This is a genomic window from Dyella sp. SYSU CM1112 (genome assembly GCF_058216415.1).
Window position 1 is genome coordinate 23,125 of record NZ_JBZEGI010000002.1, and the last position, 19,536, is coordinate 42,660.

Here is a 19,536-nt window from a genome sequence, read left to right on the forward strand (position 1 = left end):
AAAGTCATCGCTCAACGCCGCAGGAATCCGCCGCCCGCGCCATTCTGGTTGGAGCGATCCTCCTCCAGCTCGACCCCCTCCAACCCCTGCGACAAGGTATGTGCATCACCGCCCTGCGACAGCTTGATGCGCAGGCGCACTTCGTTCGCACTATCGGCATGCCGTAGTGCGTCCTCATAACTGATCTCACCCGCCTGATAGAGCTGCACCAGGCTCTGATCGAACGTCATCATGCCCAGATTGGTGGATTCCTTCATCACTTCCTTCAGCTTGTGGATTTCCCCCTGACGGATGTAATCCTGCACCAGCGGCGTTCCGAGCATCACTTCCATTGCCACCCGGCGCGCTTTGCCGTCGGGCGTGGGAATCAGTTGCTGCGCCACGATGCCCCTGAGATTCAAGGAAAGATCCATGAACAGCTGCTGGCGTCGATCCTCTGCAAAGAAATGAAGGATGCGATCGATCGCCTGGTTGGCGTTATTGGCGTGCAAGGTGCAAAGGCACAAGTGACCGGTTTCCGCGAAATTGATCGCATACTCCATGGTCTCGCGCGTACGCACCTCGCCGATCATGATGACGTCCGGCGCCTGGCGCAGCGTGTTCTTCAGCGCATTTTCCCAATTGTCAGTATCGATACCGATCTCGCGCTGGGTGACGATGCAAGCTTCGTGCTTGTGCACGTACTCGATCGGGTCCTCGATGGTGATGATGTGTCCGGTCGAATTCTGATTGCGGTAGCCGATCATGGCCGCCAGCGACGTAGACTTACCGGTACCGGTCGCGCCCACGAAAATGATGATGCCGCGCTTGGTCATCGCCAATTGCTTGATGACCGGCGGCAGACTCAGCTCTTCAATGGTGGGAATCTTCGATTCAATACGGCGCAGCACCATGCCTACGCAATTGCGCTGATAGAAGCACGAGACGCGGAACCGCCCGACTCCTTGCGCGGAAATTGCAAACTGGCATTCGTGCGTCTTTTCGAACTCCTCGCGCTGCGCAGGCGTCATGATGTTGATCACCATGTCGCGCGATTGCTGCGGCGACAGCGGGCTCTGCGTGATCGGCACAATGCGTCCCTGCACTTTCATCGAAGGTGCCACACCCGCCGTGATAAACAGGTCCGAGGCTTTCTTGTGGACCATCAGCTTGAGGAACGAGGTGAAATCGAATTCGCTCATGGCGTGTCTCCTTGGGAGACGGGAGTAAGGAATCGACGACGACGATGCGATAACTGCGCATCGCCATCCGCCTGGAGCATGCCTGAGTGCAAGGGAGACCTCCGGGCGACCTGGAAGACCATGCGGCCGTGCGCGACCGTCGCCTGCCTACCGCCTGCGTCCTGCACCCCATTCATTTGAACACTTCCTTGTTCTTTGCATAGCCGACCGCCTGCTGTCGTGCGATCAAACCACGCTTCACCAGATCGAGCAGGTTCTGGTCCAACGTCTGCATGCCGTATTGCTGGCCGGTCTGGATCGAGGAGTACATCTGCGCCACCTTGTCCTCGCGGATCAGGTTGCGGATGGCGGGAATGCCGACCATGATCTCGTGGGCTGCAATACGGCCGCCGCCTACTTTCTTCAGCAGGGTCTGTGAAATCACCGCGCGCAAGGACTCGGAGAGCATGGATCGCACCATTGGCTTTTCGCCGGCGGGAAACACGTCGATGATGCGGTCGATGGTCTTGGCGGCCGAGCTGGTGTGCAAGGTGCCGAAGACTAAGTGGCCGGTTTCGGCCGCGGTCAGCGCCAGGCGGATCGTCTCCAGGTCGCGCAACTCACCGACCAGGATGTAGTCCGGGTCTTCACGCAAGGCCGAGCGCAGCGCTTCGTTGAAGCCGTGCGTATCGCGATGTACCTCGCGCTGGTTCACCAGGCACTTCTGCGAGGTATGCACGAATTCAATCGGGTCCTCGACCGTCAGGATATGGCCGTATTCGTTCTTGTTGATGTGATCGACCATCGCCGCCAGCGTGGTCGATTTGCCCGAACCGGTCGGACCGGTCACCAGGATCAGGCCCTGCGGCTGCTCGATCAATTCACGGAATACCTTCGGACAGCCCAGGTCATCCATGGTCAGCACTTCCGAAGGAATGGTACGGAACACTGCACCGGCGCCGCGGTTTTGATTGAAGGCATTGACACGGAAACGTGCGAGGCCAGGGATTTCAAATGAAAAGTCGACTTCGAAGAACTCTTCGTAATCGCGGCGCTGCTTGTCCGACATGATGTCGTAGATCAACGCGTGCACTTGCTTATGCTCTAGCGCCGGAATGTTGATGCGGCGTACGTCGCCATCCACGCGGATCATCGGCGGAAGGCCCGCCGACAGATGCAGGTCGGATGCCTTGTTCTTCACCGAGAAGGCAAGCAGTTCGGCGATGTCCATTGGATCTATCCCCTCAAACCATCGTCTATAAGAAAACGCGCGCCACAAGCAGGACGACGGCAGGTCACCTGGATGATGTATCGGCTAGAGGCTTGCCTGCCCCGCCGTTCCCCCGATCCTTTGCAGCCTCGACGATACTACTCGCGACCCTGGGTGGGCAGCCAGCCTTTCCCGGTAGGAAGCTGGCGCATGCATCATCAAATGCGAGCCGGTAGGCAAAACAGCAAGGGTGCCTTCGCCATCACGTATTTTTCCCCTTTGGGACCGCGCGTGAAAAACCGATGATCCAGGCTGCTGGGGCCGTCCCATCGCCTCACCCGGTTCCACGCCCCTCCCTCCACCTGAGAGGCATTACGCGCTCGCCTCCGGTAAGGTATGCCACCGAAGCTTTTGGACTGGACGCAATGACACGTATCGCATTCATCGGCGGCGGCAACATGGCACGCAGCCTGATCGGCGGCCTGATCAAGACTGGCGTGGCCGCTGCCAACCTTCGTGTCGCCGAGCCTCAGGCCCAGGCGCGCGAAAGTCTGGGGCGCGATTTTGGCGTAGTGACATTTGCCGACAACCGGGTCGCGACAACGGATGCCGATGTACTGGTACTCGCGGTCAAGCCCCAGGTGATGCCTGCTATTCATGCCGAGCTGCGGGATATCCTCTCACGCAACCGTCCCTTGCTGATTTCCATTGCGGCCGGTGTACGCATCGACCAACTGGAGCGCTGGTTCGGCAATCTTCTGCCGATCGTGCGCTGCATGCCCAATACACCTGCCCTGATTGGGGCCGGCGCCACCGGTTTATGCGCCAACACGAAGGTGACGCCGCAACAACGGGAGCAAGCCCAGCACATCCTCGACGCCGTCGGCGTCACACGCTGGATCGACGACGAAGCGTTGATGGATACCGTCACCGCGCTGTCCGGATCCGGGCCGGCCTATTTCTTCGCCCTGGTGGAAGCCCTGGAAGACACCGCTGTCGCACAGGGCATGCCGCGCGAGACGGCCCGCATCCTGGCGACCCAAACCTGCCTGGGTGCCGGGCGCATGCTGGTGGAAAGCAATGAAGCACCTTCGGTACTGCGCCAGCGCGTCACCTCCCCGAATGGCACCACGCAAGCCGCGCTGGAAAGCTTCAGCGCCGATCAACTGCCGCGCATCGTGGCCCGCGCCGTAGCCGCCGCCACCCGTCGCGGCGCAGAACTCGCCGCGGCGCTGGACAAAGATTAAGACCCTCAACAGGCTCCAAGCATGTCTTACTTACTCAACGCCTTTTCGATGCTGATCCAGGTGGCGTTCGGCGCTATCGCCACGCTGTTTATGTTCCGGCTGCTGGCCGAAGCCAACCGCGCGGATTTCCATAATCCACTGAGTCAATTCATCTACCGCTACACCAATCCGGTGGTCGCGCCGATTCGCCGCGTACTGCCGAATTGGCGGCGCATCAATCTCGCGGCCTTGCTGATCGTCTGGCTGGCCTTGCTGATAGAGCGGACGCTGGTCTTTACCTTGGTGGGCTTTATTCCGTCATGGCCGGGACTCCTCATCCTGTCGCTGGCGGATCTGCTCGATTTCGTCCTGCTGTTCTATATCGTGGTGATCTTCGGCTGGTCGTTGCTCAGCATGTTTTCCGCCGACCCGCATCATCCGTTGATCCGCCTCGCCGGCGCCATCGTGCAGCCGCTGTTGCGACCGCTGCGTGGACGGCTGGTGGTCGCAAACATCGATTTTTCTCCTACCGTAGTAGTGATCGTGCTGCTGCTAGCGCGGATGCTTATTGCGGCGCCCCTGTTCGACTTCGGGGCGCATCTCACCTAGGCAAAACGAAAAACCCCGAATCCATGCGTGAGTTTCACGCCTGCTTCGCCACCCACTGCGCTATCACCGCATGGATGGCGTCGAGGCCGTCAAACAACGCTGCCGGTCCGGGTTGAAGGATGAGCGGCGATTTGATTTCGAACAGATCGCCCTTGCGCACGGCGGGAATCGCCTCCCAGCCCGGACGCTGAGCGACGCGTTCAGGTCGGAACCGCTTGCCGCACCATGAGCCAAGAATAATGTCCGGCGCGCGCCTTATTACTTCCGAACCATCGGCCAGAATCCGCTGCTTGGCCAGCGGTTCGCGCGCCAGCTCGGGAAACAGATCCTCGCCGCCCGCAATACCGATCAATTCAGCCACCCAGCGAATGCCGGTGATGATCGGTTCGTCCCACTCTTCGAAATACACCTTGGGCCGGATTGGCCATACGGCCGCGGCCGAACGCACTTCATCCAGATGGGCCTGGGCGCGCTGCGCATAGCGCTCGGCTTTCTCGTGTGCCCCCACCATCGCGCCAAGGCGCCGGATGTAGGCCAGAATGCCTTCTACGCTGCGATGATTGCTGATCCAGACTTCGATGCCCGCACGAATCAGGTCGCGCGCAATGTCGGCCTGTATATCGGAAAAGCCGATAACCAGGTCGGGTTGAAGCGCCAGGATTTCACCCAGCTTGGCGCTGGTGAAGGCCGATACTTTCGGCTTTTCCTTGCGCGCCCGCGGTGGTCGAACGGTAAATCCTGAAATACCGACAATGCGGTGCTCTTCGCCGAGCGCGTAAAGCACTTCCGTCGGCTCTTCGGTCAGGCAAACGATGCGATGAGGGAACGTATCGGACATATTGAAAAATTTGCGAACGAAATGTGCCCCGAGATCACACGGGGATGAAAGGTAAGTGCCCGCATCAGCCAAAGGGTTGCCAGGAAAGAGCGCCTGCCCCCGATCCATAACGATGCAAACGCATCAAGCAGCGAGCAGCGCCATCGTCCGTTCTCATACACGCGGCGCCCGGCTCGCTTTGTATGCTCAATGTCCGAGCACCGTCACCATCACCTTTCGCTGATGCGGATCGAGGCGATGTTCCCACAGATAAATCCCCTGCCATGTGCCCAGCTGCGGTTTGCCGCCATGCACGGGGACCGTCAGGCTTACGCCAGTGAGAATGGCGCGGACATGCGAGGGCATGTCGTCGGGGCCTTCGGCATCGTGCTGAAACAGTGGATCGCCATCAGGCACGGCACGCACGAACCAGCGCTCCAGATCTGCACGCACCGTTGGGTCGGCGTTCTCGCTGATCAGCAGCGAACAGCTGGTGTGCGTGGTAAAGATATTCACGATCCCGACCTGCACTCCGCTCGCTGCAACGCGCTCAGCCACCTTGTCAGTGATCTCACTGAAACCACGACCGCGGGTATGCACCGTGAAAACATGCTGCGCAACGTGGTCGGCGGGTGATGATCGCGTCATGTGAGCGTCGCCTCAGAATCTCTCTACGGGTAGAGCAACCTGCTGGTCCAGGTCTGGCCATGGCGATCCCAGCGCACGCGCTCATGCCAGCGGAAATTGGCGCCGTACCAGAATTCGACCATGTCCGGTTCCACCACATAACCGCCCCAATGCGGAGGACGCGGCACGTCGCCACCGGCGAACTGCTGCTCGTAGTGCGCCACACGCTGCTCGAAGAGTTCGCGTGCCGGCAATGTTTGCGACTGCAACGATGCCCACGCGCCAATCTGGCTGCCGCGCGGCCGGCTCGCGAAGTAGGCATCCGATTCCTCGGTTGTCACTTTGCGCGCCATCCCTTCCACACGCACCTGCACACCTTCGCGCAGACGCTTCCAGTGGAAGCAAAGCGCAACCTGCGCGTGGGCGTCCAACTGCACGCCTTTGTCACTCTCGTAATTGGTGAAGAAACGAAACCCGCGCTGATCGGCGCCTTTCAGCAACACGATGCGCGAACTGACGCGACCCGCAGCATCGACGCTGGACAGGCACATGGCCATGGGTTCGGGATCCCCACTGGCGACTGCCTGGTCCAACAAGGTGTTGAAAGTGTCAAGAAGCTCGGGTTTTAGCATGGGATTTTGAATCGTGGCCGTTGCAGGTCATCATTAGGCGATGAAGGAGGATGCTAGCACGCAAAATCAGGCCCTCGCCGGTCACTTGCTGGATCATTACGCCGGCCGCATCGCGCGGACGCACCGGCCGTATGTGCTTGGCTTGTCCGGGCTGCAGGGGAGCGGCAAGAGCACCCTGGCGCGGGTACTCAAGAGCCAGGCCGAACAGCGTGGCTGGCCCGCCGACGTTCTGTCTCTCGACGATTTCTATTACTCGCGCAGCGAACGCGAAGCACTTGCACACCAGGTACACCCTTTGCTGCGCACGCGCGGGGTTCCCGGCACGCATGAAATCGAACTGCTGCTGTCGGTACTGGCAGCGCTGCCGAACGCTTCGGAAAAGTTTCCGGTCACTTGGCCGCGCTTCGACAAAGGGCGCGATACCCGGATGCCCCCATCGCGCTGGCCGCGCGTCACCCGGCCACCCCGCCTGGTGATCGTGGAGGGTTGGGCGCTGGGTTTGCGGCCACAGCTGGAAAGCGCCCTGAAAGAGCCGATCAACGAGCTGGAGCGCACCGAGGATCCCGATGGCCGCTGGCGCCACTGGGTCAACAAGCAGCTACGCGCCTACCAGCCGCTATGGCGCAAACTCGATGCCCTGATTGCGCTGCAAGCGCCAAACTGGGAAGTCGTGCGCGAATGGCGCAGCGAAACCGAAAGGGAACTGCTGGCGCGTGGCGCACCACTGGCCATGGATGCAGAGGCGATGAAGCGCTTTATCGCTCATTTCGAGCGATTGAGCCGCCACGCCTTGGCCACCCTGCCGGTACTGGCCGACACCTGTGTCGAATACGACACCCATCATCATGTGATGGGCCTCAGTCATAGCTGAAAAGTCCTGGGCTCAAGCACCGCTCTCGCCGCCGTACGCGAACGTTTGCATCAGCCGGCGCGGAATGCTTCATCAGCAGACAGAAGCGCGGCATATCCCTCGCGCGCGTCAGGCCATTGCAAGTCATAACCGGAAGCGCGAAGCCGCGCGTTGCTAAGCCGCTTGCTGCCGATGGCAGCCGGTGCAGCGCCATCCATCGGAGGCGGCGCGCCGATCAACGCGGCCAGATGATCGTAGAGAACATCCAACGGCAACGGGGTGTCATCGGTTCCCACGTACAAGGCTTGCGGCTCCGGTAACGCAAGCAGATGGGCTATGGCCGCCGCGGCATCATCCACATGCAGACGATTGGCCCAATGCGGACGTTGACGAGGCGCGAACGCTTGTCCGGCACGCAAGCGATCAAACAGCTGCGTGCGCCCTGGGCCATACAAGCCAGCAAGCCGTACCACCGTCGAACGAACGGACTGCCGTGACAGCCACTGCTCAGCCTGCCACAACACTTTGCCGTTGAAACCGATTGGCGCCGGCGGTGTGGTTTCGTCGACCCATTCTCCGTCGTGTTCACCGTAGACGGCCGTGGATGACACGAACAGCACGCGTTGCAAGGCCAAGGGATTCAGCGCATCGAGCACGTGGCGCAAGCCGTCAAGAAACACGGCCTGGTAGACCGCCGGCTCACGCACATCCGGCGCTGGCGCAAAAATAAGCTGAGTCATCCGTGCCGGAAGCGTATGCATGCTTTCCGGCTGGGTGAGGTCGGCACTCAACCAGCGTATACCGTCGGCGTTCGCACCGGGCGGATGACGCCGCAACGCATAAACCTCATCGCCACGAGCCAGCAACCGTCTAGCCACACGCTCACCCAGATCGCCACAACCAGCTATCAGTATCGTCTCAGACATCCACGTACCTGCTTGCTACTATTCACCTATGAATCCTTCGTGCAACCTGTTCCTGGTCGGCCCGACCGGTGCCGGCAAGACGTCGATCGGCCGACAGCTCGCTGCGCGCTACAACCTGCCTTTTCTCGATCTCGATCAGGAAATCGAGCGCACGACAGGCGTATCGATCAGCACGATTTTCGATATCGAGGGCGAGGATGGGTTTCGTCGACGTGAGCGCGCCATGCTGGACGAGTGTAGTCGCCGCCGCGGCGTGCTGCTTGCCAGCGGCGCGGGCGCGATCCTGGATCCCGCCAACCGCCGGCATCTGGCAGAGCGTGGCTATGTCGCATGGCTGCAGGCTTCCGTGCCGGTGCAGCTGCACCGGCTTGCGCTCGATACGTCGCGCCCCTTGCTGGCCGATGCAGATCGGCATCGCAAGCTGGAAGCGATGGCGATGGCCCGCACGTCGCTTTATGAAGAGATCGCCGACCTGGTCATTCCTCACGGCGACGCCAATGAAGGGGTCGCCACTGCCAGTGAGCGATGCTTCAACTTGATCGAACAGCATTGGACCCGACAATTCGCATGATGAACCCGACCACCGCGCACGAAACAATCCATGTCGCACTAGGAGAACGCAGCTACCCCGTCTGGATTGGACGCGGACTGCTTGAGGATGATGCGCGGTGGCGTTCGATGCTGCGTGGCCGTCATGTGCTGGTAATCAGCAATCGCACCGTCGCGCCGCTTTATCTGGAGCGGCTGACACGCGGGCTGGACGGTCTGCAATGGTCGTCCTTTCTCTTGGAGGACGGTGAGACACACAAGAGCTTTGCGAATGTTGGACAGGCGCTGGAAACGCTAGCGTCCCTGGGCGCCACCCGCGACGCCTGCATCATTGCGCTGGGCGGTGGCGTGGTCGGCGATCTTGCCGGCTTCACCGCCGCCTGCTGGATGCGCGGCATTGACTTCATCCAAATGCCGACCACCTTGCTGGCCATGGTCGACTCCTCGGTCGGTGGCAAGACTGGCGTAAATCTGCCCGCCGGCAAGAACCTGGTGGGTGCCTTTCATCAGCCGCGTGCAGTCATCGCCGATATCGGCACGCTGGATAGCCTGCCCGACCGTGAATACCGTGCCGGCATGGCCGAGATCATCAAAGGAGCAGCCATTGGTGACGCCGCCTTTTTCGAGTGGCTGGAACAGCATGCCCCTGCACTCGCCATGCGCGATGAAAAAGCACTGGTGCAAGCGATCGCCACCAAGGTGCGTTACAAAGCCGGCGTCGTAGCACGCGATGAAACCGAGCAAGGCGAACGCGCCCTGCTCAACCTCGGCCATACCTTCGGCCACGCACTGGAAACCGCCGGCCACTACACCACCTTGCTGCACGGCGAAGGTGTCGCCGTTGGCATGCTATTGGCCGCGAAGTTGTCCGAGCGATTGGGCATGAGCGCTTCAGCCGACACTGAGCGCCTGCAGCGGCTGTTGCATGCCATAGGTCTGCCAACCGCCATTCCATCCGGTTTCGAGCCAGCGCCATTGCTGGCACTCATGCGCCTGGATAAAAAGAACATCGCCGGCACGCTCCGGCTGATCCTTTGGCGTGGCATCGGACGTGCGGAAATCGTATCCGGCGTCAGCGATACCGATGTGCTAGCCGTGTTGCGCGAAGCCTGCTACGGAACATGAACAAGAACGGCTGGCGCAAAACGATGCTCGCCCCTTACTTCCCTGCCCTCTAGAATGGCGTCCTCAGTTAGCTGTGCCACTTTGGGACGCCATGCGCCTCTATCTGCAAACCATGCCGGCCGGGGCCGACGCCCCACGCTACGTTCAGATCGTGCTTGAGCAGGATTTGCTCGGGGGCTGGACGCTCTATCGCGAGTCCGGCACCCAAGGCGGCCGCGCGACGCTGAAGCGCGATCAATACCTGGAACGCGATGAAGCCATCGCTGCTTTCGAAAAAGTCCGCGACGCGCAACTCAAGCGCGGCTACCGGGTGATGTTTGCGCAAGGGCTGGACGGCCCTTATGGACGCCGATAATGCATGCTCCCCTGATGAATGATCGTTTGTTGCGAGCCTTGCGCCGCGAGGCCGTGGATGTCACGCCGGTTTGGGTCATGCGGCAAGCGGGCCGTTATTTGCCCGAGTATCGTGCCGTGCGCGCCAAAGCCGGCAGCTTCATGGCGCTTGCGCAACATCCGGAGCTGGCGTGCGAAGTCACGCTGCAGCCGCTGGAACGCTTCGAGCTGGACGCGGCGATCCTGTTCTCGGACATCCTCACCATTCCCGATGCGATGGGGCTGGGCCTCTCATTCGCGCAAGGTGAAGGGCCTCAATTCGCCCGGCCAGTACGCAGCCGTGCCGATGTGGAAAGGCTTGGGGTACCGGACATGGACAGCGAGCTGCGCTACGTGATGGATGCCGTGCGGCTGATCCGTCACGAACTTCAGGGCCGCGTGCCGTTGATCGGCTTTTCCGGCAGCCCGTGGACGCTGGCCTGCTACATGGTGGAAGGTGAAGGTTCACGCGATTTCGCCACTGCCAAAGCCATGTGCTGGAACGATCCTGCGCTTGCGCACAAGCTGCTCGATACGCTGGCACGCTCCGTCACCGCTTATCTCAAGGCACAAGTCGCGGCAGGTGCGCAGGCACTGATGATCTTCGATACCTGGGGTGGCATGCTCGGTCCAGCCGCCTTCCGCGAATTCTCCTTGCGTTACCTCACGCAGGTGGTCGATGCGCTCAAGGCCGAAACCCAAACACACGGCGTACCGGTGATCTTGTTCTCGAAAGGCGCCCACCTTCATCTAGCCCATATGGCTGAAACCGGCTGCGCTGCACTGGGTATCGACTGGACGATCGATCTGGCCGATGCGCGTGAGGCAGTCAAAGATAAGGTGGCATTGCAAGGCAATCTCGACCCGGCTGTGCTACGCGCCAACCCCGAGGTGATCCGCCGCGAAGTACGCCGCGTACTCGACAGCTACGGCAACCATCCTGGACACATCTTCAATCTCGGACACGGCGTGACGCCCGACGTCGATCCCGAGCACGTCAAAGTATTGGTGGACGAAGTGCATGCATATAGCCGTATACGCTGAAACCAGCAAAAAGGACCACTCGCGCCCTTCCGGTCCGCGCCACTACCAAAGCAACCAAGTGTAACGCCGAGATGTTGCCGAAGACCCGATCCCATACAAATGCAATGGTCCACCCAACCTGAAAAGCCGGGATTTCCTGCACGTTGCCAGAGAAGGGGCAAGTTATGCATGTCGGTAGACTTGCCGCACATTTCCGGTTTCTGCGTTGTACTCAGGCGGCAGACATCACGTAGCACTATCCCTACACCACCGTGAGTCCTATCGAGCGCCTCAAGTATCTTTGTAATTCATGCTTTTCGAAGGTCGGCTCAAAAATGCCGCTTCCGTGCAGGAACGTCTTGACGTTGCTGCAATCCCAAAGATAGGTGTCCTGGTAAAGCTCGACCGTCGACTTGCTGTCGTACATCACGTCCTTGAAAAGGCTTAGCAAAGGATAAAGGGGCGCCTGATAATCATGCTCCCACTGCGCACGCCATTCGAGATACGGCATTTTCTTGAACGAAAACCCGAAGTCCGATTCGAGCTTCGTAAAAAAATCTTGCAGGGTAAGGTTGTTGTTCCCCGAATGTATGAGGTTGAACTTCTTCCCGAGCGCATCAGGATTGCGTGTAATGTGAGCAATAGCCCGCACCATGTAATCCACCGTGGTCAAGCCTTCACGCAAGTCGTGCAGCTCAGGCACTGAGCCACTGGTAAGGCATGTCTTCACCAATCCTGACCACCATTGGTATCCGGCGCACACTCCCGTGTTGCTGTGGAACGTGGCATAGCCCAAGCGAAATGTCATTAATGGCAGACCATGGCTAGCCGCTAAGTCGGCGATTTTTTCCATGACCCATTTGCTACGCACATAGCCGATATCGGTGGCGACTGCGGGTAAGTTCTGGTCGATGTCATCGCCTTCCAGCATAACCCGCTTGCCGGTATGCAGATGCCCCCAGCTATAGACGGAAATCGTGGAAAGCAGCATAAGCGGCTTTAGCTTGCCTGTAGCAGCCAAACCGATAACTTCACGCAGCCCCTCTACATTATCGCGCCGCATATAGGAATAAGGCTGAATGAAATTGACCGCACTGGCGGAGTGGTAGACGATATCAATCGTATCGCACAGATAGCAGTAGTCTTCTTCTGCAAGACCCAACCTGGGTTCCGCAAGGTTCGCGGCGTATACCCGTATACGATCAACCTCTGCCTGCTTGAGCCGAATATCGTACTTCTCTAGCGTCTCCATACATCGCACTTGCGCATGCGCATCATCCATCGCCCTCACCGGGCAATGAATGGTGGAGTCTGTTGTGGTCAACAATTCTTGCAGCAAGTGGATGCCAACAAACCCAGTAACTCCGGTGAGAAAGATATGCCTAGGCGCCGTGATTTGCTCAATTTGATAATTACCTTCGAATTGCAAATCACAGGGAATGTAAATATCTTCTCTCAATGCCCGGATGGGCTCTGCATCGACACTAGGGCTCGCAACGCCCATTCGTCGCTCAAGCTCGGCATGCAACGCCACGATACTTGGATTTTCGTAGATATCACGAATGTACGCCTTTACCCCGAGCCGATCGGAAACATCTTTGATCAGATGGGCGGCCATCAGCGAGTGACCACCGATCTCAAAAAAGCTGTCATCCGGGCCGAATTCGTCATGCTCCAACAAGCGGCTAAAAACGTCTGCAATCACAGCCTGACTGCCTTGAAAAGGGTGCGTCGCTCGCGACGATGATGAACTTGGTTTTTCATAACGCCTCAACAAAGCTTGCTTGTCAACTTTGCCGTTTGACGTCAAGGGAAAATCATCCATCCACACATAGCTGGTCGGAAGCATGTAATCAGGGAGAATGGCCTTGAGTGTCATCTTGATCGCAGCAATCTGCGCGTCATATTCTCCCTCGTAAGCACCATCAATCACCAGAAAAGCGACTATTTCCTTCTGGGCTTGAGCGCTGATCTCAGTGACGATCACGGCCGCCCTTTTTACCTGCGGAAGCAGCGTCAGCTGAACTTCGATTTCGGTAAGCTCGACTCGATTGCCGCGTATCTTGATCTGCTCATCTTTGCGCCCTAGGAATTGCAAACTGCCATCGGACAAATAACGGGCAAAATCACCGGTACGATAAAGGCGCTGTCCGTGGTGCTCAATGAATTTCTCGTGTGTCAGAGCCTCGTTATTCAAATAGCTCTTCGCCAAACCGGGGCCACCGATGCAGATTTCCCCCGATTCGCCTGGAGGGACCGCCGACAGCGTCTCATCAAGAATCTGCACCGTTGCGCCGGCGACCGGCAGGCCAATGGACGACGGCATGCCACGACTGGCACTGTGAACTCTATGCGCTGTGGCGAAGATGGTAGCCTCCGTCGGCCCGTAATAATCGACGAGCGTATAGCTCACGCGATCGGTGTCCACCGGGTTGAGCTTTTCGCCCGCAGTGAAGAGATACTGCAGCATCGTGGATGTTGTCGAAGTGGCGGCCACGACGTCGGGCACCATCACCGTAGGCACAAAAGCGTGTGTAATGCCATGGCGCCCGTAAAAACCAACCAATTCGTCGACGTCGATGCGAATAGCATCGTCCAGTACATAAAGAGCGGCGCCTGCACACAATGCCGACCAGATTTCCCACTGCGATACATCGAAGCCGACTTTCGCCATCAATGTAAGCCGGCTTTCCGCATGGACAGAGAATTCGCGGTTGTGCCATGCGACGATGTTTTCCAGCGAACGGTGCTCAATAACCACACCTTTCGGCGTACCGGTCGTGCCTGAGGTGAAGATTACATAGGCGGCCTGTTGCGGCGATACCACGACAGTCGCCTTGGAAATGGCGCCTTCGCACAGCTTCGCAACATCCTCGCATCTGCAGTCACCAATCGTTCGCCTGCCAGACGAACATAGTCCCAGCGACGCGCCGGTTTGCTCAACGATGTACTGCTTTCTTTGCTCTGGGTACGTCTCATCGACCGGCACATAGGCCGCTCCCATCTTAGCGATGCCAAGCACCCCGACGATAAAGCTGACCGATCGGTCGGCCAGCAGAGGAACCAAGGCGTTCTGCCCGATGCCTCTGTTGATAAGAAAAGCAGCAACAGCATCACTACGGCGATCAAGTTCTTCGTACGTCAACACCTGATGCCTGTCGATGACAGCTTTGGCATGAGGTTGCCGCTGGACATGACGTTGAAAATGATCAAGTACGGTGCTTAGCGAAAGCATCATGACCTACTCTCCTTGTAAAGGCACAACATTGCACCCGCTGTTAGGTTGCAAAAGCGCGTCCCACTCAATGCATGAGCTTGCTATAGCGTTTGTACGCTCGAATTCGTGGATAAGATGTCAACTGGCGGCCACGAAACAGCCTTCTTACGTGATATTTATCACAATTCCAGATTCGCTTTGCCCCGACAAAAAATGCTGCCATCTATTTGAACGGGCTAATGAGAACACACACTCATCCAGCCATCGCCGGGAAGAAGTGTACTCTAGCAGTAACCCGCTCAAATCAATCATGCACCGATCAAGCGCGCATATCTTCCAATTCCATGCCGCGTGTTTCGCGCACAGCGCGCATCACAAACAGCAGTGACAGGAAGGCGAACAACGCATACAGGCCGTATGCAAAGCTAAGACCGATCTGCGCAAGCCACGGGAAGGTACTGGTGATGACGAAGTTGGCCAGCCACTGCGCGGCTGCCGCAACCGCCAAAGCGATTGCGCGAATACTGTTGGGGAACATTTCGCCCAGCAGCACCCATACCATGGGTCCCCAACTCAAACCGAAGCACACCACGTAAGCATTGGCGGCGACTAACGCCACAGCGCCCCAAGGTGCAGGCAGACTCAAGCTGGCGCCACTGCCGGTGGCTTGCGAGAAGCACCATGCCATCAAGCCGAGGGTGATGGCCATACCGGCCGAACCGATCAACAAGAGTGGCTTGCGTCCGATTTTGTCGACCAGGGCGATAGCAACCAGGGTCACCAGCACATTGACGATGGACGTCGCCACGGTAATGGAGAAGGAGTCCGATTCGCTGAAACCTATCGAGTGCCAAAGCGTCGACGAGTAATAAAAGATGACGTTGATGCCAACGAACTGCTGGAACACGGAGAGCAGGATGCCGGTCCAGACAATCGGCAACAATCCGCCTTTTGGACCGCGCAGATCACGCAAGGTAGGGCGGTATTCCACCTTCAGGCTGTGCGCGATGTCCTGGATCTTGGCATCCAGCGCATGATCGCTGTGCAGGTCGAGCACCTTGGCCAGCACCACTCGCGCCTCGGCAGGACGACCACGCGCCACGAGGTAGCGCGGCGACTCCGGCACACCTAGCACCAGAACGCCATAGATAAGCGCCGGCACCGTGGCGACCAGGAACATCCAGCGCCATGCCTCCAGTCCGAACCAGAGCATATGGGAGGCGCCGCCAGCCGTGCTGGCCAACCATGCGTCGCTGAGCAAGGCCACGAAGATGCCCAGCACAATCGCTAACTGCTGCATGGAACCCAGCCGTCCGCGCACGCTGGCCGGAGACACCTCAGCAATGTAAGCCGGCGCGATGACCGATGCCATGCCGACACCAATGCCGCCAACAACGCGCCACAGCATAAGGCCCCACACCCCATGCACCAATCCAGACCCGATGGCGCACATCACCAGGAACAGTGCCGCCACTTGCATCGTGCGCACACGTCCCAGCCGATCCGCAAGCGGCCCGGCATACCATGCGCCCAGGGCCGATCCCAGCAATGCGCAAGACACGGCAAAGCCGATCTCTCCCGCACCAAGCCCGAAGCCATGGCGCACGGCATCCACAGCACCATTGATCACGGCGGTATCAAAACCGAACAGGAATCCGCCAAGGGCCGCGGCGGCGGCGATCAGTACGACGCGCGCCGTCGTACGTGCCTCTTCCCCTTGCGCGGTACTTGTATTGGTAGGTGTATTGAGATTCATCGAAACCATGCTCCCCGCATGATGGGTTCAAATGTTGACCGATTCTGAGTTTGGCGCCCGTCACTGTCCGCTTGAATACGTATGCATACGCAGGAGCGGTTCCAGCTCTTTGCATGCCGGCATCGAACCAGGGCCGAGTTGGACTCACGGAGTGTATGGCATTGCATGGATCCGTCATGCTGCAAAGCGCGAAACAGGCAAAACTCGCGCTTGAGGTGCTTGTCAGGCAGGACGCTGGTCATCCCGCGCGTCGGAACGATCCCGAGGTGCAGAACGGGTGCTGTCGCCGGTCGATGGTTCGCGCTCAAAAAAATGCTGCACGTCGGCGAGACCTCGTGTACGCGGCATAGGGGGCAGGCTGGCGAGAAACAGCTTGCCATAGCCCTTGCTGGTCAAGCGCGGGTCGCACAACATCAACACGCCACGATCGTGCACGTCGCGGATCAAACGCCCGGCGCCTTGCTTCAGTGCGATGACTGCGGAAGGTATCTGCCACCCCATAAAGGGATTGATACCGGATTGTTCCAATGCTTCCAGGCGTGCCTGCAGAACCGGATCATCCGGCGACGCAAACGGCAATTTGTCGATCATGACCATCGACAAAGCTTCGCCCGCCACATCGACCCCTTCCCAAAAGCTCGCCGCACCGAGCAGAACACCATGTCCACTCGCACGGAATTCTTCGAGCAATTGATGCCGTGGCGCATCTCCCTGCACGAATAATGGCCAAGGCACACGATTGGCCAACAACTCAGCGGCGCGACGCAGTGCACGGTGCGAGGTAAACAATAAGAAGGCGCGGCCATGGGATGCTTCGAGCACCGGTATCGTCGCTTCCATCACACGCTCGGTGTAATCCCGTGCAGCCGGGTCCGGCAAGCCTTCCGGCAAATAACAGAGTGCCTGGCGCGCGTAGTCGAAGGGACTCTCCAGGCTCAGTGTCCGCGGGTCATCCAATCCCAGCTGACGCGCGAAATGATCGAATTGGCCTGCCACGGAGAGCGTCGCCGACGTATGAATCCACGCCGCATAGGTACGCTCCCGCATGGCCCGCAACGGTGTGGCGAGATCCAGCGGCGTAGCATGCAGGGCAAAGCCACGTGGAAACAGTTCATACCAGCGGACGTCCTGCCCCGTCGACGTTTCTACAGCCTGATCCAAACGTTCGCTCAGATGGAGTGCGCGCTCATGCACGTTCATGAAGCCACGCGAGCGTTCGGCTTGCGATGCCAACGCATCGGCCAATGCCGCCAGCACTTCGCCAAGTTCGTGCAAGGCTGCCGACGCGCCCTCGCGTTTCAACAACTCGTGGAATGGGCCGCGTGCCGGCAACGGCTCAAGTATCAGGCGGAACTTTCGCACGGCTTCTTGCAAGGCCTCGACCGGCTCCAGCACCAGGCCGATCGCACCGGTAATACCGTTGCACTCGGTCAAAGCGTCCGCCGCGAGCTCGGTCAACTGGCGCGCACTTATGCTTTGCGAAAAGAATTGTCCGGCGAGTTCCGGGATTTGATGCGCTTCATCGAGAATAAAAGCCTGCGCACCTGGAAGGATTTCACCGAATCCCTCCTGCTTCAAGGCAAGATCAGCGAACAGCAGATGATGATTGACGATGACCAGGTCCGCTTCCTGCGCCTCGCGCCTTGCGGCAATCACGTGGCAATCCTCATAGAAGGGACACTCCACGCCCAAACAGTTTTCCGCCGTGGACGTTACACGCGGCCATAGCGTCGAGTCTTCCGGCACTTCTGCCAATTCCATGCGATCACCACGCCGTGTGCGTGCCGACCACGCGCGGATGGCGGCCAGGTGCGCAGCCTGCTTGCGATCCAGGTTGGTGCCTTCGCGCACGGTTTGATCAAGCCGGTACAAACAGAGGTAATTGGCGCGTCCTTTCAGCAACGCCGTTTTCCGACGCGCGCCGAGTACGGATCGCACCCTGGGTACATCGCGGAAAAAAAGCTGATCTTGCAAGGCCTTCGTTCCAGTCGACACGATGACCCGCTCGCCTGACAACATGGCTGGCACTAGATAAGCGTAGGTTTTTCCAGTGCCGGTGCCGGCTTCGGCAATCAGCGTTTCGCATTCGGCGATGGCATGTTGCACCGCGCGCGCCATCGCCTGCTGCGCCGGACGAGGCGCGAAGTTCGGCAATTCACGGGCGAACGGGCCGTCGGCGCCAAGCAATGCGTCGATGTCATCAGAATCGGTCATCGGTGCAGTATCGCGCAGGCCCGGCAGCTGCGAAACCATGCGCATGCCTTAGTCATGCCGCGGCTTGCTTCATTCAAGAATGAGACGTGCCTTTCGATGCGGCCATGCCTGCCGCCTCTACGATGCGCCCGATTCCTTCGTGCTCGATGGCCGTCATCGCCTCGCGCAACGCCATGGCATTGCACGATCTGCTAACGCCAATACGAAACAGCAGCTCGCCTTCTGCACTGCGCGACGAATGAATGGAATCGAGATTGATGCCGCGCTGTTCAAATACCGACAGCAACGCGCGCAAGGAACCCGGCTGATCGATTGGCAGAAATACATTGAGGTAATTCGGTTCGCGCAAATCAGCCAGCAGATATCCCAGCCGCTCGAACGCATAGCTGCCATCGGACACCGCGCGCTCCCCGGCATAGGCCCGGCTCTGTTCCAGCCATTTCGCGCGCAATTGCTCACGCGCCGGATCGTCTCCACGATGCACCAAGTCACGCAATGCACCCAGCTGCGCGGCCAGTCGGGCGAGCATGGGCGCGACATAAGGGTTTTCAAACGGGATGTCCTGGTAAATCGCGGGATTGCCGGCAAGCATGCGATGCGTTACCGCACTATCCAGTTCATAGCCCACCGACGCAAACGGCCGGATGTCGTCAAGTCCACCTACGGCGGGCGCCAGTTCGCGCAACACAGCTCCTTGCGCCATATGCGATGCATGCACCATGCCCTGCACCAGCGCCATGATGCGATCGTGTTGCTCGGCTTCCGCACGGACACAATCGGCTTCGCTTGCGGCAAGAAAACGTTCCAGCCAGGGACGCCAGGTATCCAAGCGCGCTTCGCAGACCACCATGGCACGGCCGCGCAAGGTATCCGCCTTCGGTGCAGCGCTCATCGGATGCAATCCGACCACTTCGGCTTGCGAGGCAAGCATTGCCGTTACGGGAGCGGCTTTGATAGACGTGATATCCAGCCACAGCTGGCCGCGTTCAGCACCCGCAGCTTGCGTCACGTACTGCCGGATAAGCGCAGGCGTATGACGGATCGGCGCACAGAACACCAACACGTCGACAGCGTGAATGAGCGCTTGCTCGGATAATTCAGTCTCACCGCAAGGGTCTCGCCCCACGACCGACAGACCCATGCGTTGCTCGAAAAAGCGACGCAGCCAGCGTCCGTATGAGCCCCGGCTACCGACCAGACCGATCCGTGGCGCCACGTTCATG

17 protein-coding genes are annotated in these 19,536 nt (G+C 59.2%); 7 read left to right on the forward strand and 10 right to left on the reverse strand.

The window, feature by feature from the left end; translation table 11 throughout:
• Positions 1-11 precede the first annotated feature (11 nt).
• The gene (locus tag AC4HNJ_RS03345; protein WP_490478113.1) at positions 12-1,181 is read right to left on the reverse strand and encodes a PilT/PilU family type 4a pilus ATPase; all 1,170 of its coding nucleotides are present in this window, start codon (positions 1,179-1,181) and stop codon (positions 12-14) included.
• 172 nt (positions 1,182-1,353) lie between these two features.
• Complete coding sequence (locus tag AC4HNJ_RS03350; RefSeq protein WP_490478114.1) at positions 1,354-2,391, reverse strand: type IV pilus twitching motility protein PilT; 1,038 nt, start codon at positions 2,389-2,391, stop codon at positions 1,354-1,356.
• 404 nt (positions 2,392-2,795) lie between these two features.
• Between AC4HNJ_RS03350 and proC the strand changes: the two genes are divergently transcribed.
• A complete protein-coding gene (gene proC / locus AC4HNJ_RS03355; protein WP_490478115.1) occupies positions 2,796-3,617 on the forward strand; it encodes a pyrroline-5-carboxylate reductase in 822 nt (273 codons plus the stop codon).
• Between the two features lie 21 nt (positions 3,618-3,638).
• Positions 3,639-4,205, forward strand: a complete 567-nt coding sequence (locus AC4HNJ_RS03360) for a YggT family protein (RefSeq protein ID WP_490478116.1) — start codon at positions 3,639-3,641, stop codon at positions 4,203-4,205.
• A gap of 34 nt (positions 4,206-4,239) precedes the next feature.
• Here the strand turns inward: AC4HNJ_RS03360 and AC4HNJ_RS03365 are convergent, their stop codons facing one another.
• The 3 genes from AC4HNJ_RS03365 to pdxH all read right to left on the reverse strand — a co-directional run bounded on the left by AC4HNJ_RS03365 (position 4,240) and on the right by pdxH (position 6,281).
• Positions 4,240-5,043 (reverse strand): cobalamin-binding protein, encoded by an 804-nt coding sequence (locus AC4HNJ_RS03365; protein WP_490478117.1) that lies wholly within the window; start codon positions 5,041-5,043, stop codon positions 4,240-4,242.
• Positions 5,044-5,229: 186 nt separating this feature from the next.
• The gene (locus AC4HNJ_RS03370; protein ID WP_490478118.1) at positions 5,230-5,670 is read right to left on the reverse strand and encodes a secondary thiamine-phosphate synthase enzyme YjbQ; all 441 of its coding nucleotides are present in this window, start codon (positions 5,668-5,670) and stop codon (positions 5,230-5,232) included.
• 23 nt (positions 5,671-5,693) lie between these two features.
• The gene (gene pdxH, locus AC4HNJ_RS03375) at positions 5,694-6,281 is read right to left on the reverse strand and encodes a pyridoxamine 5'-phosphate oxidase (RefSeq protein WP_490478119.1); all 588 of its coding nucleotides are present in this window, start codon (positions 6,279-6,281) and stop codon (positions 5,694-5,696) included.
• A 40-nt stretch (positions 6,282-6,321) separates the two neighbouring features.
• Here pdxH and AC4HNJ_RS03380 point away from each other — a divergent pair, with 40 nt between their 5' ends.
• Entirely contained in the window at positions 6,322-7,152 is an 831-nt protein-coding gene (locus tag AC4HNJ_RS03380) for a kinase (RefSeq protein ID WP_490478120.1), read from the forward strand.
• A gap of 50 nt (positions 7,153-7,202) precedes the next feature.
• Here the strand turns inward: AC4HNJ_RS03380 and AC4HNJ_RS03385 are convergent, their stop codons facing one another.
• Complete coding sequence (locus AC4HNJ_RS03385) at positions 7,203-8,057, reverse strand: NAD-dependent epimerase/dehydratase family protein (RefSeq protein WP_490478121.1); 855 nt, start codon at positions 8,055-8,057, stop codon at positions 7,203-7,205.
• 28 nt (positions 8,058-8,085) lie between these two features.
• Here AC4HNJ_RS03385 and AC4HNJ_RS03390 point away from each other — a divergent pair, with 28 nt between their 5' ends.
• The 4 genes from AC4HNJ_RS03390 to hemE all read left to right on the forward strand — a co-directional run bounded on the left by AC4HNJ_RS03390 (position 8,086) and on the right by hemE (position 11,147).
• On the forward strand, positions 8,086-8,628 hold the full coding sequence (locus tag AC4HNJ_RS03390; RefSeq protein WP_490478122.1) for a shikimate kinase: 543 nt from the start codon (positions 8,086-8,088) through the stop codon (positions 8,626-8,628).
• Positions 8,628-9,731, forward strand: coding sequence for a 3-dehydroquinate synthase (aroB, locus tag AC4HNJ_RS03395; RefSeq protein WP_490478560.1), 1,104 nt, complete (start codon positions 8,628-8,630; stop codon positions 9,729-9,731). The genes AC4HNJ_RS03390 and aroB overlap by 1 nt, the downstream gene beginning before the upstream one ends.
• A gap of 91 nt (positions 9,732-9,822) precedes the next feature.
• The gene (locus tag AC4HNJ_RS03400; protein WP_490478123.1) at positions 9,823-10,086 is read left to right on the forward strand and encodes a WGR domain-containing protein; all 264 of its coding nucleotides are present in this window, start codon (positions 9,823-9,825) and stop codon (positions 10,084-10,086) included.
• Positions 10,086-11,147, forward strand: coding sequence for a uroporphyrinogen decarboxylase (gene hemE / locus AC4HNJ_RS03405; protein ID WP_490478124.1), 1,062 nt, complete (start codon positions 10,086-10,088; stop codon positions 11,145-11,147). The genes AC4HNJ_RS03400 and hemE overlap by 1 nt, the downstream gene beginning before the upstream one ends.
• 241 nt (positions 11,148-11,388) lie before the next feature.
• Here the strand turns inward: hemE and AC4HNJ_RS03410 are convergent, their stop codons facing one another.
• The 4 genes from AC4HNJ_RS03410 to AC4HNJ_RS03425 all read right to left on the reverse strand — a co-directional run bounded on the left by AC4HNJ_RS03410 (position 11,389) and on the right by AC4HNJ_RS03425 (position 19,535).
• Positions 11,389-14,364 carry an amino acid adenylation domain-containing protein gene (locus tag AC4HNJ_RS03410; RefSeq protein ID WP_490478125.1) on the reverse strand — a complete coding sequence of 992 codons (2,976 nt, stop codon included), beginning with the start codon at positions 14,362-14,364 and terminating at the stop codon, positions 11,389-11,391.
• Between the two features lie 298 nt (positions 14,365-14,662).
• Positions 14,663-16,099 carry a sugar porter family MFS transporter gene (locus AC4HNJ_RS03415; RefSeq protein WP_490478561.1) on the reverse strand — a complete coding sequence of 479 codons (1,437 nt, stop codon included), beginning with the start codon at positions 16,097-16,099 and terminating at the stop codon, positions 14,663-14,665.
• 222 nt (positions 16,100-16,321) lie between these two features.
• Entirely contained in the window at positions 16,322-18,352 is a 2,031-nt protein-coding gene (yoaA, locus tag AC4HNJ_RS03420; RefSeq protein ID WP_490478126.1) for a DNA repair helicase YoaA, read from the reverse strand.
• Positions 18,353-18,386: 34 nt separating this feature from the next.
• Positions 18,387-19,535 carry a prephenate dehydrogenase gene (locus tag AC4HNJ_RS03425; protein ID WP_490478127.1) on the reverse strand — a complete coding sequence of 383 codons (1,149 nt, stop codon included), beginning with the start codon at positions 19,533-19,535 and terminating at the stop codon, positions 18,387-18,389.
• Position 19,536 lies beyond the last annotated feature (1 nt).

Bases quoted from the DNA above. Each gene is read 5' to 3' on its own strand.
- AC4HNJ_RS03345 (WP_490478113.1), bottom strand. From the start codon at position 1,181: ATGAGCGAATTCGATTTCACCTCGTTCCTCAAGCTGATGGTCCACAAG.
- AC4HNJ_RS03350 (WP_490478114.1), bottom strand. From the start codon at position 2,391: ATGGACATCGCCGAACTGCTTGCCTTCTCGGTGAAGAACAAGGCATCC.
- proC (WP_490478115.1), top strand. From the start codon at position 2,796: ATGACACGTATCGCATTCATCGGCGGCGGCAACATGGCACGCAGCCTG.
- AC4HNJ_RS03360 (WP_490478116.1), top strand. From the start codon at position 3,639: ATGTCTTACTTACTCAACGCCTTTTCGATGCTGATCCAGGTGGCGTTC.
- AC4HNJ_RS03365 (WP_490478117.1), bottom strand. From the start codon at position 5,043: ATGTCCGATACGTTCCCTCATCGCATCGTTTGCCTGACCGAAGAGCCG.
- AC4HNJ_RS03370 (WP_490478118.1), bottom strand. From the start codon at position 5,670: ATGACGCGATCATCACCCGCCGACCACGTTGCGCAGCATGTTTTCACG.
- pdxH (WP_490478119.1), bottom strand. From the start codon at position 6,281: ATGCTAAAACCCGAGCTTCTTGACACTTTCAACACCTTGTTGGACCAG.
- AC4HNJ_RS03380 (WP_490478120.1), top strand. From the start codon at position 6,322: ATGAAGGAGGATGCTAGCACGCAAAATCAGGCCCTCGCCGGTCACTTG.
- AC4HNJ_RS03385 (WP_490478121.1), bottom strand. From the start codon at position 8,057: ATGTCTGAGACGATACTGATAGCTGGTTGTGGCGATCTGGGTGAGCGT.
- AC4HNJ_RS03390 (WP_490478122.1), top strand. From the start codon at position 8,086: ATGAATCCTTCGTGCAACCTGTTCCTGGTCGGCCCGACCGGTGCCGGC.
- aroB (WP_490478560.1), top strand. From the start codon at position 8,628: ATGAACCCGACCACCGCGCACGAAACAATCCATGTCGCACTAGGAGAA.
- AC4HNJ_RS03400 (WP_490478123.1), top strand. From the start codon at position 9,823: ATGCGCCTCTATCTGCAAACCATGCCGGCCGGGGCCGACGCCCCACGC.
- hemE (WP_490478124.1), top strand. From the start codon at position 10,086: ATGCATGCTCCCCTGATGAATGATCGTTTGTTGCGAGCCTTGCGCCGC.
- AC4HNJ_RS03410 (WP_490478125.1), bottom strand. From the start codon at position 14,364: ATGATGCTTTCGCTAAGCACCGTACTTGATCATTTTCAACGTCATGTC.
- AC4HNJ_RS03415 (WP_490478561.1), bottom strand. From the start codon at position 16,099: ATGAATCTCAATACACCTACCAATACAAGTACCGCGCAAGGGGAAGAG.
- yoaA (WP_490478126.1), bottom strand. From the start codon at position 18,352: ATGGTTTCGCAGCTGCCGGGCCTGCGCGATACTGCACCGATGACCGAT.
- AC4HNJ_RS03425 (WP_490478127.1), bottom strand. From the start codon at position 19,535: ATGAACGTGGCGCCACGGATCGGTCTGGTCGGTAGCCGGGGCTCATAC.